This is a genomic window from Mesorhizobium sp. BR1-1-4, assembly GCF_020165375.1.
In the GTDB taxonomy this organism is placed as follows: domain Bacteria; phylum Pseudomonadota; class Alphaproteobacteria; order Rhizobiales; family Rhizobiaceae; genus Mesorhizobium; species Mesorhizobium australicum.
The window spans coordinates 200,975-215,117 of the sequence record NZ_JAIUIB010000003.1 but is presented as its reverse complement, the minus strand read 5'-3'; the positions used below and the strand labels follow the sequence as shown (position 1 = coordinate 215,117).

The 14,143-nt window shown below is 63.3% G+C and carries 14 protein-coding genes; 8 read left to right on the top strand and 6 right to left on the bottom strand.

Features of this window, described 5'->3' with window-relative positions; all coding sequences use genetic code 11:
- Positions 1 to 62: 62 nt before the first annotated feature.
- Positions 63 to 1,907 carry a dihydroxy-acid dehydratase gene (gene ilvD, locus LB571_RS07325; RefSeq protein ID WP_224593349.1) on the bottom strand — a complete coding sequence of 615 codons (1,845 nt, stop codon included), beginning with the start codon at positions 1,905 to 1,907 and terminating at the stop codon, positions 63 to 65.
- Between the two features lie 267 nt (positions 1,908 to 2,174).
- Here ilvD and LB571_RS07320 point away from each other — a divergent pair, with 267 nt between their 5' ends.
- Positions 2,175 to 2,645 carry a VOC family protein gene (locus tag LB571_RS07320; RefSeq protein WP_015314150.1) on the top strand — a complete coding sequence of 157 codons (471 nt, stop codon included), beginning with the start codon at positions 2,175 to 2,177 and terminating at the stop codon, positions 2,643 to 2,645.
- 130 nt (positions 2,646 to 2,775) lie between these two features.
- Here the strand turns inward: LB571_RS07320 and LB571_RS07315 are convergent, their stop codons facing one another.
- Complete coding sequence (locus tag LB571_RS07315; RefSeq protein WP_224593347.1) at positions 2,776 to 4,368, bottom strand: peptide chain release factor 3; 1,593 nt, start codon at positions 4,366 to 4,368, stop codon at positions 2,776 to 2,778.
- A 141-nt stretch (positions 4,369 to 4,509) separates the two neighbouring features.
- Here LB571_RS07315 and LB571_RS07310 point away from each other — a divergent pair, with 141 nt between their 5' ends.
- A complete protein-coding gene (locus tag LB571_RS07310) occupies positions 4,510 to 5,583 on the top strand; it encodes an NAD(P)/FAD-dependent oxidoreductase (RefSeq protein WP_224593344.1) in 1,074 nt (357 codons plus the stop codon).
- A gap of 330 nt (positions 5,584 to 5,913) precedes the next feature.
- Here the strand turns inward: LB571_RS07310 and LB571_RS07305 are convergent, their stop codons facing one another.
- Positions 5,914 to 6,714, bottom strand: a complete 801-nt coding sequence (locus LB571_RS07305) for a class II glutamine amidotransferase (protein ID WP_140875629.1) — start codon at positions 6,712 to 6,714, stop codon at positions 5,914 to 5,916.
- 15 nt (positions 6,715 to 6,729) lie between these two features.
- A complete protein-coding gene (locus tag LB571_RS07300; protein WP_224593341.1) occupies positions 6,730 to 6,978 on the bottom strand; it encodes a DUF6356 family protein in 249 nt (82 codons plus the stop codon).
- Positions 6,979 to 7,092: 114 nt separating this feature from the next.
- Between LB571_RS07300 and LB571_RS07295 the strand changes: the two genes are divergently transcribed.
- The 5 genes from LB571_RS07295 to LB571_RS07275 all read left to right on the top strand — a co-directional run bounded on the left by LB571_RS07295 (position 7,093) and on the right by LB571_RS07275 (position 11,018).
- A complete protein-coding gene (locus LB571_RS07295; protein WP_224593338.1) occupies positions 7,093 to 7,563 on the top strand; it encodes an Lrp/AsnC family transcriptional regulator in 471 nt (156 codons plus the stop codon).
- Positions 7,564 to 7,648: 85 nt separating this feature from the next.
- Positions 7,649 to 8,134 (top strand): dUTP diphosphatase, encoded by a 486-nt coding sequence (gene dut / locus LB571_RS07290; RefSeq protein WP_140723192.1) that lies wholly within the window; start codon positions 7,649 to 7,651, stop codon positions 8,132 to 8,134.
- A 54-nt stretch (positions 8,135 to 8,188) separates the two neighbouring features.
- Positions 8,189 to 8,860 carry an HAD family hydrolase gene (locus LB571_RS07285; protein ID WP_140723195.1) on the top strand — a complete coding sequence of 224 codons (672 nt, stop codon included), beginning with the start codon at positions 8,189 to 8,191 and terminating at the stop codon, positions 8,858 to 8,860.
- A 340-nt stretch (positions 8,861 to 9,200) separates the two neighbouring features.
- The gene (locus LB571_RS07280; protein ID WP_140614891.1) at positions 9,201 to 10,004 is read left to right on the top strand and encodes an isocitrate lyase/phosphoenolpyruvate mutase family protein; all 804 of its coding nucleotides are present in this window, start codon (positions 9,201 to 9,203) and stop codon (positions 10,002 to 10,004) included.
- Positions 10,005 to 10,019: 15 nt separating this feature from the next.
- The gene (locus LB571_RS07275) at positions 10,020 to 11,018 is read left to right on the top strand and encodes a proline racemase family protein (protein WP_224593335.1); all 999 of its coding nucleotides are present in this window, start codon (positions 10,020 to 10,022) and stop codon (positions 11,016 to 11,018) included.
- Positions 11,019 to 11,024: 6 nt separating this feature from the next.
- Here the strand turns inward: LB571_RS07275 and LB571_RS07270 are convergent, their stop codons facing one another.
- A complete protein-coding gene (locus LB571_RS07270; RefSeq protein WP_224593333.1) occupies positions 11,025 to 11,735 on the bottom strand; it encodes a sulfate transporter family protein in 711 nt (236 codons plus the stop codon).
- 120 nt (positions 11,736 to 11,855) lie between these two features.
- The gene (locus LB571_RS07265; protein WP_224593850.1) at positions 11,856 to 12,758 is read right to left on the bottom strand and encodes an EamA family transporter; all 903 of its coding nucleotides are present in this window, start codon (positions 12,756 to 12,758) and stop codon (positions 11,856 to 11,858) included.
- 199 nt (positions 12,759 to 12,957) lie between these two features.
- On the opposite strand from LB571_RS07265, the gene LB571_RS07260 reads away from it, so the two are divergent.
- Entirely contained in the window at positions 12,958 to 13,950 is a 993-nt protein-coding gene (locus tag LB571_RS07260) for an adenosine kinase (protein ID WP_224524306.1), read from the top strand.
- The last annotated feature ends 193 nt before the right edge of the window (positions 13,951 to 14,143 follow it).

The window sequence follows — 14,143 nt, the reverse complement described above, 5'->3', positions numbered from 1 at the left end:
AGTCGAGGACAGGTAGTCCTGCGGAGTTTGTGCCGCAGCGCCTGCCTGACGAGCTTCGAACTTTACTCCGGCACGTGCCTCACCGCCCCCTTGTCGGCGCTGGTGGCGAAGGCGGCGTAGGCGCGCAGCGCCGTCGTCACCTTGCGCTTGCGCTTTTCCCGCGGCTTCCAGGCGTCCGCGCCCCTGGCCTCCATCGCCGCCCGGCGCGCATCGAGTTCCGCGTTATCGACGGCAAGGCGAATGGTGCGGTTCGGGATATCGATCTCGATCGTATCGCCCTCCTGCACCAGTCCGATCAGCCCGCCTTCCGCCGCTTCCGGCGAAGCATGACCGATGGACAGGCCCGAGGTGCCGCCGGAGAAGCGCCCATCGGTGACCAGCGCGCAGGCCTTGCCGAGGCCTTTCGACTTCAGATAACTGGTGGGATAGAGCATCTCCTGCATCCCGGGGCCGCCGCGCGGACCCTCATAGCGGATGACGACGACGTCACCAGCCTTGATCTCGTTGGCAAGGATCGCCTTGACCGAAGCATCCTGGCTTTCGAAGACGCGAGCCGGTCCGGTGAATTTCAGGATCGACTCGTCGACGCCGGCTGTCTTCACGATACAGCCATCGAGCGCCAGATTGCCTTTCAGGACGGCAAGCCCGCCGTCTTTCGAGAATGGCGTCTCGGCCGAGCGGATAACGCCCGTCTCACGGTTCGTGTCGAGCTCGTCCCAGCGGCGGTCCTGGCTGAAGGCGACCTGCGTCGGCACGCCGCCGGGCGCGGCGAGGAAGAAGTCGCGCACATTCTGGCTCGAGGTGCGCGAAATATCCCAATGGTCGAGCGCTTCGCCGAGGCTCGCCGCATGCACGGTCGGCAGGTCGCGATTGAGCAACCCGGCATTGTCGAGCTGGCCAAGGATGGCCATAATGCCGCCGGCGCGGTGGACGTCTTCCATGTGCACGTCGGACTTGGCCGGCGCCACCTTGCACAGGACCGGCACCCGCCGCGACAGCCGGTCGATGTCTTCCATGGTGAAATCGACCTCGCCCTCGTGCGCGGCGGCCAGAATGTGCAGCACGGTGTTGGTGGAGCCGCCCATGGCGATATCGAGCGTCATGGCGTTCTCGAAGGCGCCCTTCGAGGCAATGCTGCGCGGCAATGCACTCTCGTCATCCTGCTCGTAATAGCGCTGGGCGAGATCGACGATGAGATGGCCGGCCTCGACGAACAGGCGCTTGCGGTCGGCATGCGTGGCCAGCGTCGAACCGTTGCCGGGCAGCGACAGGCCCAGCGCCTCGGTCAGGCAGTTCATGGAATTGGCGGTGAACATGCCCGAACAGGAACCGCAGGTCGGGCAGGCCGAGCGCTCGATGACCTTGACGTCCTCGTCGGAGATCTTGTCGTCGGCGGCCGCAACCATGGCATCGACGAGGTCGAGCGCCTGCGTCTTGCCGGCCAGCACAACCTTGCCGGCTTCCATCGGGCCGCCGGAGACGAAGACGGTCGGGATGTTGAGGCGCAATGAGGCCATCAGCATGCCGGGCGTGATCTTGTCGCAATTGGAGATGCAGACCATGGCGTCGGCACAGTGCGCATTGACCATGTATTCGACGGAATCGGCGATCAGTTCGCGCGACGGCAGCGAATAGAGCATACCGTCATGGCCCATGGCGATGCCGTCGTCGACGGCGATGGTGTTGAATTCCTTGGCGACACCGCCGGCCTTCTCGATCTCGCGTGCCACCAGTTGGCCAAGGTCCTTCAGATGGACATGGCCCGGCACGAACTGGGTGAAGGAGTTGACCACCGCAATGATCGGCTTGCCGAAATCGCTGTCCTTCATGCCAGTGGCGCGCCACAGGCCGCGGGCGCCGGCCATGTTGCGGCCATGGGTGGTGGTGCGAGAGCGATAGGCGGGCATGAATTTTCCTTGGCTGTCTGGCTGCGCTCGATGCGGAGCGTGGCGGCGCTGAATTTTGATCGCAGGGTTTATAGACCGCCAAGTATGGTCTGGCCACATTTTTGCAATGCGCCAGGTTCTCCTGAAAAAACGAGCGTCTCAGAAAAATTCGATGTCTATGTCGGGTCGGGCGTATCAGGGCCGTCCTTGGGCAGACGGCAAGAAATGGCACCATTCTCGGAGTCAGCCGTTTCATTGTAACAGCAGGAAGCAACCTAGGAGCACGACATGCAAAAGATCACCACCTGCCTGTGGTTCGACGGCCGGGCAGAAGAGGCGATGAATTTCTACGTCTCCATCTTCAAGAATTCGAAGGTTACGAGCGTTCTGCGTTGGCCCGAGGGTCACGCAGATGCGGGCAAAGTGCTGATGACCACGTTCGAGCTCGACGGCGTGCCGTTCCAGGCGCTTAATGGCGGACCGCAATTCAAGTTTAACGAGGCGATGTCACAGTCGATCGACTGCAAGACGCAGGAAGAGGTCGATTACTTCTGGGAGAAGCTTATCGAAGGTGGCGGCGAACCTTCGCAATGCAGCTGGCTAAAGGACAAATTCGGTGTGTCTTGGCAGGTCGTGCCGGAGCAGCTGCCGCGCCTGCTTCTGGATCCGGACAGGGCCAAGGCCGGCCGGGTGATGTCGGCAATGATGCAGATGAGCAAGATCGATATCGCTGAGATCGAAGCGGCGGCCAAGGGGTGATCATAAGAGTAGAGTAGTGAGTAGTTGCTAGTGAGTAGTGCGATGGGAGAACGAGGCGTACCTACTCACTACTCACTACTCACTACTCACTACTCACTACTCACTACTCACTACTCACTACTCACTAGAATCACGCCGCCTTGTCTCGCACCTGATAATCCTTGATCGTGGCGAAGCGGATCGCCTTCCAGCGTTCGGCTTCGTAGTTCAGCGAGAAGGCGTGCTGGGCGAGGAAGACCGGGTCGTTGTCGAGGTCGCGGGCGATGTCGCCGCGATGCGCCTCGATGAAGCGAAGCACCTCGCCCTTGTCGTCGGCCGATATCCAGCGGCAGATGGAAAAGCGCGACATCTCGAATTCGACCGGCAGCGTATATTCGAAGTTCAGCCGCTCTTTGAGCACATCGAGCTGGAGGGCGCCGACGACACCGACGATGGCCGGCGAGCCGTCTTCCGGCGAGAACAGCTGGACGACGCCCTCCTCTGCCATCTGGTGCAGCGCTTCCTTGAGCTTTTTCGCCTTCATCGCGTCGCCGAGACGGACGCGACGCAGGATTTCCGGGGCGAAGTTGGGCACGCCGCGAAACAGGATTTCCTCGCCTTCGGTCAACGTGTCGCCGATGCGCAGCGTGCCGTGGTTGGGAATGCCGACGACATCGCCGGCAAACGCCTCGTCGGCGGTGACGCGGGTGCGGGCAAAGAAGAATTGCGGCGCCGAGAGTGACATCGGCTTGCCGGTGCGCACCAGCTTGGCCTTCATGCCGCGCTCGAGCTTGCCCGAGCAGACGCGCACGAAGGCGATGCGGTCGCGGTGATTGGGATCCATGTTGGCCTGGATCTTGAAGACGAAGGAAGTCATTTTCTCCTCCGTCGCCTCGATAGTGCGGGTATCGGCCTCCTGCGCGCGGGGCGGCGGGCCAAAGGCGCCAAGCGCCTCGATCAGATCGCGCACGCCATAATTGCGCAGCGCCGAGCCGAAATAGACCGGCGTCAGATGGCCCTCGCGAAAGGCCTCGATGTCGAGCGGACGGCAGGCTTCTCGCGCGAGCTCGAGTTCCTCGATGAAGGCCTCGCGCTCGTTTTCCGGCAGAAGGCCGGCAACGCGGTTGGAATCGGGACCGTTGACGGGGGTGCGTTCCTTCTCGTCATCGCCCTTGCGCACGGCGTTCAGCGCCAGGTGATAGGTACCGGAGAAGGTCTTGCCACGGCCGATCGGCCAGGTGATGGGCGCGGTGTCCAGCGCCAGCTTCTGCTCGATTTCGTCCAAAATCTCGAACGGATCGCGGCTTTCACGGTCCATCTTGTTGACGAAGGTGATGATGGGGATGTCGCGCAGCCGGCAGACCTCGAACAATTTCAGCGTGCGCGGCTCGATGCCCTTGGCGGCGTCGATGACCATGACGGCCGAGTCGACCGCCGACAGCGTGCGATAGGTATCGTCGGCGAAATCCTCGTGGCCCGGCGTGTCGAGCAGGTTGAAGACGTTGTCCTCATATTCGAAGGTCATCACCGAGGTGACGACCGAAATGCCGCGCTCGCGCTCGATCTTCATCCAGTCGGACCGGGTCTGGATACGGTCCTTCTTGGCCTTGACCTCGCCGGCAAGCTGGATGGCGCCGCCGAACAAAAGCAGCTTTTCGGTCAGCGTCGTCTTGCCGGCGTCGGGATGGGCGATGATCGCGAAAGTGCGGCGGCGCGATACCGCCTGTTCGATGTCTTCAGCCAATTTTTCGGATCCTGTCTGTGGCGCGGGCTTCTAGCAGCGCTTTCCCGGCCTGTCGACGGTTTTAGCCTGACCGGCCCTGTCCGCACTTGAGCTCCGGCAGCGGCAATGGCATCAGGGATGCCAGTTCGACGGAGATCAAGCATGAGCGAAACCAAGCAAATCATCGTCATCGGCGCCGGCATCATCGGTGCCTCCATCGCATGGCATCTGACCAAGGCCGGGGCGCGGGTGACGGTGATTGCCGACAGCAAAATCGGTGGTGTCGCAACGCCGAACTCGTTTGCCTGGATCAACGCAAGCTGGGGTAACCCGGAGCCGTATTTCCGGCTGCGCACCCGCGCCATGGCTGAGTGGGCTCGCCTAGCGCGGGACCTGCCCGGCCTGCCGCTCAATTGGTGCGGCGGTCTGTGCTGGGATCTGCCGGCGGCCGACATGGAGACCTATGCAGCGGAGCATTCTGAGTGGGGCTACGGAATCGAGCGCGTCGACCGCGGCGAGGTGGCGCTCATCGAACCCAATCTCACCGAGCTTCCCGATTTCGCCCTGCATGTCGCAGAAGAGGGTGTCGCCGAGCCTGTCGCGGCCACCAAGGCACTGCTGGCCGATGCCGAACGGCGCGGCGCGCGAATCCTCTTCAGCACGGTGACGGCGCTTGTCCAAAGCGTCGGCAAGGTCACCGGCGTGGACACATCGCATGGACTGTTTGCCGCCGACGAGGTGGTGATCGCGGCCGGCGTGGGTTCGCCAGACATTGCCGCGACCGCCGGCATCAACCTGCCGATCGAGACACCGCCCGGGTTGATCGTCCACTCGCGGCCTTACAAGAAACTGCTCAACGGGCTGGTGCTGGCCGAGCGCCTGCACATGCGTCAGACCGCCGAGGGTCGAATCATCGCCGGCTCGGATTTCGGCGGCGCCGATCCCGGCATGGACGCCGAAGCCACGGCGCGTGAATTGTTCGCGGCCATGAAGGCCATGCTGCGCGACAGCGACGGGCTGGAGCTGGATTTCCACACCGTTGGCTACCGGCCGACACCGATCGACGGCTTTCCGATCATCGGCCGCGCCAAAGGCAAGGAGGGTGTCTATATCGCGGTCATGCATTCCGGCATCACTCTGGCGCCAGCCATCGGTCTGTTCGCCACGCGCGAAATTCTTGATGGCAAGCGCGACACGCTGCTGGCGCCCTATGGATTGGATCGCTTCGCTCAATAGCCGGGCGGACGGCGAAAGCCGCTGGTCAAGGGCATCATCGCCCTGGCGATGCCGAGCAGCCGCGCCTCCGACCAGCGTTTGCCGACCATTGCAAGCCGATCATCACGCTGCACGCCATGATTGAGGTCGTCACTCTACGGCGCCCCCTTTGTCCTGCCGGACATCTCCCCCACGGGTGGGGAGATTGGCAGTTTTCGGCGCTTCGCTCTGTCCTGCAACGCTGGGGATTGGCGAAAGCCATTGAGGCATCCGATCTCCCCCTTGTCGGGGAGATGTCCGGCAGGACAGAGGGGGGCGCTGTCCCGCGACGTTACTCAATGCGACGAAAGCCTATCCAACCAGCGCCAGTTTTGCCGCGACCGGAGCGAATGGATGTATGTCGATGCCATCCCTGGTCATGGTGACGAAGCTCGATGGCGGAATCGCCTGCCAGTCGCCGCCCTCGCGATCGAAGGGTTCGGAGACGATGCAGCGGCCGGCCCCTTTGCGGAAAATGGACGTGTAAAGCGTCGGAGCCTGGCCATCGGTGGCATAGCGCACCGCATACAATGCCTGTCCGTCGCAGAAGGCGGCGGTCAGTTTCAGCGCCGGCTCGAGACCGGCACGACGCGAGGCTTCCAGCACCCGGCTGGTGGCGCGCGAGACGGCGCCTTGCGGGTCGGCCGAAAGACCCTCGTCGATCATGAGCAGAAAAAAGAGTTCGGAATCGGTGGTGCCTTCGCGCTGGTCGAAAACGGCGTCGGACAGCGAGTTCTCCAGCGCGCGGCGGATTTTTTCGAAACCGCCGATCTGGCCGTTGTGCATGAACGACCAGCCTTCTGAGATGAACGGATGGCAGTTCATGCGGCTGGTGGCGCTGCCGGTCGAGGCCCTGACATGGGCGAGGAACAGGCTGGACTTGATCTGCCGGCACAGGCTTTTCAGATTGGGATCGGACCAGGCCGGCAGGATATCGCGGTAGAGGCCGGGTTCTGGCCTCTCGCCATACCAGGCAAGGCCGAAGCCGTCGCCATTGGTGGGCGACTTCGCTTCCTGGGCGCAATGGCTCTGGGCGATGAGCGAGTGACAGGGCGCCGTGAGGATGTCTTCGAGAAAGACCGCTTCACCGAGATAGGCCGCCCACCGGCACATCGCTTCTGTCTTCCTCTAGGCGCGATCCGGAAGAGCAGCGGGCTCGTTGATCGCGTGCGTGCCTCTGTTGTGCGTCCGCTCGTAGAGCTCGCGAATGATTCGGCTGGCGGTAGTCTCGAAGAGAAATGGCAAGAAAGCGTGAACAAAAGCTGCTCCCGCCGCCATCAGCAGGCGCGAGGAAAACCAGGCGGCGAAGGCCATATGGCTGAAATAGGTTTCGCCGACCTTGGCCGGATGAAAGGTGAAAATCCTTGCGACCGACATGCTGTTTCCCCTTCAGCGCTTTTCGTTTCGATATGAATATCCTGACACGCCTCACCGGTTCATTGGTCCCAAAATATCCTTGTATTTTGCTATTCCATGGGACAAATATCCCATATGAGCTTTGGCATCGACGAAATTGATCGAAAACTGCTCGCCGAATTGCAACGTGACGGCACGCTGTCGGTCGACCAGCTGTCGGAGCGGGTGGCCTTGTCGCGCAATGCCTGCTGGCGTCGCGTCAAGCGGCTGGAGGAAGATGGCATCATCACCGGCCGCGTGGCGCTGGTCGATGCCGAGAAGCTCGGGCTGGGCCTTTCGGTGTTCATCCTGATCCGCACATCCAATCACGACCCCGACTGGCTGCAGAAATTCCGGGCGGCGGTGACCGGTCTTTCCGAGATCATCGGGGTCTACCGGATGTCCGGTGATCTCGACTATGTGCTGCGCGCCCGCGTCGCCGACGTGAAAGCCTATGACCGGCTCTACCAGCGGCTCATCGCCAAGGTGGCTTTATCCGATGTCTCCGCCTCCTTCGTCATGGAGGAGATCAAGGAGACGACGGTGGTTCCTATGGAACTCCGCTAGGCCACAGTGATGCCTGAAAGAAAGCCGTTGATAGCGCCGCGGTCGAGTTGACCGAATCGACATTCGCGCCGATAGGATCGATTTTATGCGCGCAGCCCTTCAAACACCTTCCGTCATCGGTCCCACCGTCGGCTTCGTCAGGTTGCCGCATGGCGAGGGACTTCCGCTTCCCGCCTATGAAAGCGCCGGCGCCGCCGGCATGGATTTGCGCGCGGCGGTGCCTGAAGACCGGCCGCTTCTGATCCTGCCGGGCAAGCGCGCCTTGGTAGCGACGGGGCTGATCCTGGAAATTCCCGAAGGCATGGAAGGCCAGGTGCGGCCCCGCTCGGGCCTTGCCTTCAAACACGGCCTTACCGTCCTCAATTCACCGGGCACGGTCGACAGCGATTATCGCGGCGAGGTGAAGGTGCTGCTGGTCAATCTCGGCGACGAGGATTTCGCGGTGACGCGCGGGATGCGCATTGCCCAGATCGTTTTCGCCGCGGTGACGCAGGTGGCGGTTGAAGAGCGTTCGCTGGCCGGCGGCACGGCGCGTGGCTCGGGCGGATTCGGATCGACCGGCACCGCCTGATGCCTGGCTGTGTTTCGGCACAGTGAACCGTTTTGCCGGGTAGACTGATCCAACATGACTGAAACACGCCCCCTGCCAAAGCTCGTCATCTTCGACTGCGACGGGATCCTGGTCGATACCGAGAACCTCGCCAACCGGCGCCTGGCCGAATGGCTGAGCGACGCCGGTTTTCCAACGACCTTCGAATATTGCCGCAAGAACTTCTCCGGCCGCAGCATGGTCTCGGTGCAGAAGGAGATCGAAGAGACGACCAGCGTCAGGCTCGGCGCCGATTTCGTCGAGCGCTGGAATGCCGGCCTGCCAGATCTGTTCGCTCACGGTGTCGAGGCGATCCCTTATGTCCGGGAGTTCATCGAGGCGGTCCGCGCGGCCGGCATCGCTTATTGCGTCGCCACCTCGGCCAGGATCTCCAAGATGCACATAACGCTTGGCCAGACCGGTCTGTTGCCGCTGTTCGAACATGCCATGTTCAGCGCCACCATGGTGTCGCGCGGCAAGCCGTTCCCCGACCTGTTCCTGCATGCGGCCAAAACGATGGGCTTCCCGCCCGCCGACTGCATCGTCATCGAAGACAGCGTCGCCGGCACGCAGGCTGGCATCGCCGCCGGCATGCGGGTGTTCTCCTATCATGGCGACCCCTATTCCGACCTCGACGGCTTGATCCAGGCCGGCGGCATCCTGTTCGACGACATGCGCGAACTCGCCGGGCTGGTGCCGATCCACTGATCCGCTGCACTGGACGCCACGAAGCGCGGTGCTACCTTCCGCGCGCCCGACAATGGGGCGCCGCCATGCCAACGTACCTGCTTCGCTTCATCCTCACCTGGGGTGCTGCTGCGGCTTTGGGGATGGCGGCCTCTGCACAAGCCGTCAGTTTCCCTGACCTCGGCAGCGCGCTGCCCGTCACAAGGATGCCACCTCCGTGCCTGTCGAGATGCGCCACATCGACGCTTTCGAGAAATTGGCAGCAGAGAACGAGAAACGCTTCTGAACCAACCGCATTCGTTTGCCCGGCCGCAAACAGCGCGGTAGCATCCGCCCCAATACTCGTTATGGGGGAGCATTCATGGACAAGGGCAAGATTTTTCGCGACCTGCATGCCTCGACCTTCGTCATGCCCAATCCCTGGGATCCGGGCACGACGAAGCTGCTCGGATCCTTCGGCTTCAAGGCACTGGCCACCACCAGCGCCGGCTTTGCCTTTTCGCGCGGCCTGCCGGATGGAGCCGTGACCTTCGACCAGATGATCCATCATTGCCGCGAGGTGACGGGCGCGACCGACCTGCCGGTCTCGGCCGATCTCGAGAAGGGCAAGGGGGACAGCGCCGAGCAGGCCGCCGAAACCATTTTCGCGGCGGAAGCGGCCGGGCTTGCCGGCTGCTCGATCGAGGATCACACCGGCGATCCTGAAAAGCCCATCTACGAGTTTTCGCACGCGGTGGAGCGCGTCGCCGCAGCGGTGGAGGCGGCGCGGGCGCTGAAGCGCGACTTTGTCTTCACGGCGCGGGCCGAGAATTTCCTCTGGGGCAAGTCCGATCTCGACGACACGATCAAGCGGCTGCAGGCGTTCGAAAAAGCCGGCGCCGACGTGCTCTATGCACCTGGTATCGGCGATGTCGAGATGGTGCGGACCTTGTGTTCGTCGGTCGGCAAGCCGGTCAATGTCATGGCGAGGCCCGGCTTCACCATCGCCGACCTCGCCATGGCCGGTGCCAAGCGGATTTCGCTTGGGCCATGGCTGACCAATTTCGCCTACGGCATGCTGGAGACGGCGGCGCGCGAGATCCAGCAGGACGGCACGTTCGGCTTCACCCGCGCCGCCATGCCGTTCGGCAAGCTGCAGGCGCTGTTCGGCAAATCCCAGGGCTAGGATGGGTTCGGCCGCATGAACCTTACCGTTGTCGACATGCATACGGGTGGCGAGCCGCTACGGATCGTCACGGGCGGTTATCCCGCTATCCCCAAGGGCACCATTCTTGAGAAGCGCGCCTATGTGCGGGACAATCTCGACCATTTGCGCAAGTTGCTGATCTTCGAGCCGCGCGGCCACTATGACATGTATGGCGCTTTGCTGGTCGAGCCCGATTTGCCCGGCGCCGACCTCGCGGTGCTGTTCATGCACAATGAGGGCTATTCGACCATGTGCGGCCACGCCATCGTCGCGCTCGGCCGCTACGCCGTCGATCAGGGGCTGGTGGCGAAGCAGGAGCCGTTCACCACCGTGAACATCGAGGCGCCGTGCGGCCTGGTCGTCGCCTCGGTCGCGGTCAACGATGGCAAGGCCGGCGCGGTGTCGTTCGAGAGCGTGCCGGCGTTCCTGTTCGCCGGCGATCGACAGATCGAGCTGACAGGCTATGGCAAGGTCGGTTTCGATATCGCCTATGGCGGCGCCTTTTACGCGCTGGCCGACTGTCATCAATTCGGCTTGGAGTTCGGCCGCGACCGCGTGCGCGATTTCGTCGACGCGGCAACCACGCTGACGAACCGGCTGAAGGCCGAGTTTCCGCTGTCGCATCCCGATCATGATGACCTCGCCTTCCTCTATGGCACCATCCTGACCGATGGAAAGGACGCCTTTTCCGGAGAGGCCACCAGGAATGTCTGCGTCTTCGCCGAGGCGGAGGTCGACCGCTCGCCGACCGGTTCCGGCGTCACCGCCCGGCTGGCGGCCATGCATGCCAAGGGCGAGATCGCCGTCGGGCAGACGCGAACGTTCGAGAGCATCGCCGGCTCACGCTTTTCCGGTGCGGTGGCGCGAACAGCGCAGGCCGGCCCGCATGAAGCGATCGTCGCCCGCGTCGGCGGCCGTGCCTATTATTCCGGACGAGCCGAATTCATTGTCGAGCCGGACGACGAGTTGGGGCGGGGATTTCTACTACGCTGAAGAGGTCTAGCGCCGCGACGCGCGTGCGACTTCCCGCGCCGAGATCGCCTTGTGCAGATGCACCATCATGGCGGCGGCGAAGAGCGGCGTCAGCAGGTTGAGCAGCGGCACGGCGAGGAAGGCCCCGACAACCAGCCCGGAGAGAAACACCGTGCCGGCATACTGCCTGCGCAGGGCCCGGGCCTCTTCTTCCCCGCGAAAGCGCATGGCGGCGAATTCGAAGAATTCGCGTCCGAGCAGGTAGCCGTTGACGATGAAGAAGGCAGCGATGTTGATGCCCGGCACCAGCAGGAGCATCAGCGCCACGACGTTGCCCAGGATGACGACGCCGAAGAATTTTATCGCCAGCACCAGCGAGCGCAATACCGGCATGGCGCGTCCGGCCGGGTCGCCGGGATAATCGGTGCGCTCGACCACTTCGGCGACATCGTCGAGGAACAGGCCGGCGATCACCGCCGTGACCGGTGCGATCAGAAGCGCCATGCCGAACGCCAGCGCGATGGCCGCGACGATGCCGCCCAACCAGCCGGCCCAGGACGGCATGCCGGGCAACAATGTTTGCAGCCACGGCAGGGCAAGCCATTCGACAAGGCTGGTCAAGCCGAACCACAGGGCGACCAACGCCAGCAGGGTCAGGCCGAGCGTCTTGATGAACACGGCGCGAAACGGAGGCGAGAGCAGCTCAAGGGCCGCGGTGCGGGCAGCGTCGAAAATCACCGTGCTTCACCCCCAGGTCAGCGGACACAGCCACAAGGCAGGACGCCTCCGAGATAGGCGGTGCGGCCCGCGAGCACAAGCGCGGGCCGTTGCTTGCCTTCGTATGTTCCCCAGATCTGCCTATCGGGCTAAGCCCGGCTTACGAACCGGTATGGTCATGGCCGCCACGCCGGCGACGACAAACCCCATGCCGAGCCAGGCCGTGGGCCCCAGGCTTTCGCCGAGGAAGACGGCGCCGATGCCGACGCCGATCGGCACCCGCAGATAGGCCTGAGACGTGGTGCCGACCGAACCCAGCGTGTGGATCAGGCGGAAATAGATGACGAAAGCCAGTGCCGTCGAAAACACGGACAGGCCGAGCAGGGCAAGGATGGAAGCCGTCGAAGGCGCCAGCGTCCATGGCTGGTCGACCGCCAGGCTGAGCGGTACCAGCATGACAGCGCCGGACAGCATCGAACCGGCGGCGGGAAGCATCGGATCGAGGCCCTTGAAGCCTCGGCCGAAAATGGCGGCCCCGGCATAGCAGATCGTCGCCGCGACGATGGCGATCTGTGCCCAGAGCTGGTGGCCGATGCCGCCAAGAGCCTGCGTGCCGACGATGAGGCAGATGCCGGCGATGCCGGCGCCAACGCCGACCAGCTTGCGCGCGGTCACCGGCTCATGACGGGTGATGAGCGCCGTCAGCAGGAAGGTGAAGATCGGCGAGGTGGCGTTGAGGATAGTGGCAAGGCCGGCGTCGACCGAACGCTCGGCCGCGGCGATCAGCGTGAACGGGACGACGCTGTTGAGGCAGGCCTGGAAGGCGAAGCGACGCCAGCTTGCCGCATCGCCCGGCATGGCAAGCCCGCGCCAGCGGATGACGGCGAACAGGATGGCGCCGGCGATCAGGGTGCGGGCCGCGATGAAGGTGATGGGCGGGATGGTCTCTACGCCGATCTTGATGAAGGTATAGGAGGCTCCCCAAAGCACCGCCAGCACGCCGAGCAATGCCAGGTCGATGGTCGTGTCGTTTTTGGCAGGCATGGGCTCGCGCCTTCGGACCGTGATCGAACAGGCGCAGATGTAGGCGACATAGCGACGAAATGTTTCGGCCACGGTCGAATTGTCGTAGCGCCTGGCTGGCGCGGCAAGGACAGAAAATCGGTTGCCAGTTTTCAGGGTCATGCTGTAGACCCGCGCGGGCATGGCAAGAAGCCGGCCCGGGTTTTTGGCGGAGACATTGATGCCGGATTATGACGTGCTTTGCATCGGCAATGCGATTGTCGACATCATCGCCCAGTGCGAGGAGGAATTCCTCGAAACCAACGGCATCATCAAGGGCGCGATGAATCTCATCGACACGCAGCGCGCCGAATTGCTCTACAGCCGCATGGGCCCGGCTATCGAGGCCTCCGGCGGCAGCGCCGGCAACACGGCGGCCGGTGTCGCCTCGTTTGGCGGACGCGCCGCCTTCTTCGGCAAGGTCTCCAGCGATGCGCTGGGCGAAATCTACGCGCACGACATCCACGCGCAGGGTGTCGCCTTCGACACCAAGCCGCTCCAGGGCGAGCCGCCGACGGCGCGTTCGATGATCTTCGTCACGCCCGATGGCGAGCGCTCGATGAACACCTATCTCGGCGCCTGCGTCGAACTCGGCCCGGAAGATGTCGAAGCCGACAAGGCGTCCGGCGCCAAGGTGACCTATTTCGAGGGTTATCTGTGGGACCCGCCGCGCGCCAAGGAAGCGATCCGGCAGACGGCGAAACTGGCGCACGCTGCCGGTCGCGAAGTATCTATGACCTTATCGGATTCGTTCTGCGTCGACCGTTACCGCGACGAGTTCCTAGACCTGATGCGTTCGGGCACGGTCGATATCGTTTTTGCCAACAGCCACGAGATCAAGTCGCTTTACCAGACGTCATCGTTCGAGGAAGCGCTGGCGCGGATCCGCAAGGATTGCAAGATCGCGGCGGTTACCCGCTCCGAAAAGGGCTCGGTTATCGTGCGTGGCGACGAGACCGTGGTCATCCAGGCGACCGCCATCAAGGAACTGGTCGACACGACGGGCGCCGGCGATCTCTACGCCGCCGGTTTCCTGCATGGCTACACACAGGGACGCGACCTCCAGACCTGCGGCGATCTTGGCTCACTGGCGGCCGGATTGGTGATCCAGCAGATCGGCCCCAGGCCAAGGCAGAATCTGCGCAAAGAGGCCGAGCGGGCGGGGTTGCTGTAACAACGCCCTTTCTCTTAGCCCGCTGTTGGGGAAAGGAGGCAAGCGCGGACCGCTTCTCATCGTCGCGCAGTTGTCACATACCGCCCCTACACGCAAATGCGAGCGTGCCGTGACTGACATTTCGACATGCTAATCGGGGTGTGAAGCAATGCAGGACAGCAACCTGTCGGGTCGCTGCATCTGTTGCCGTCGC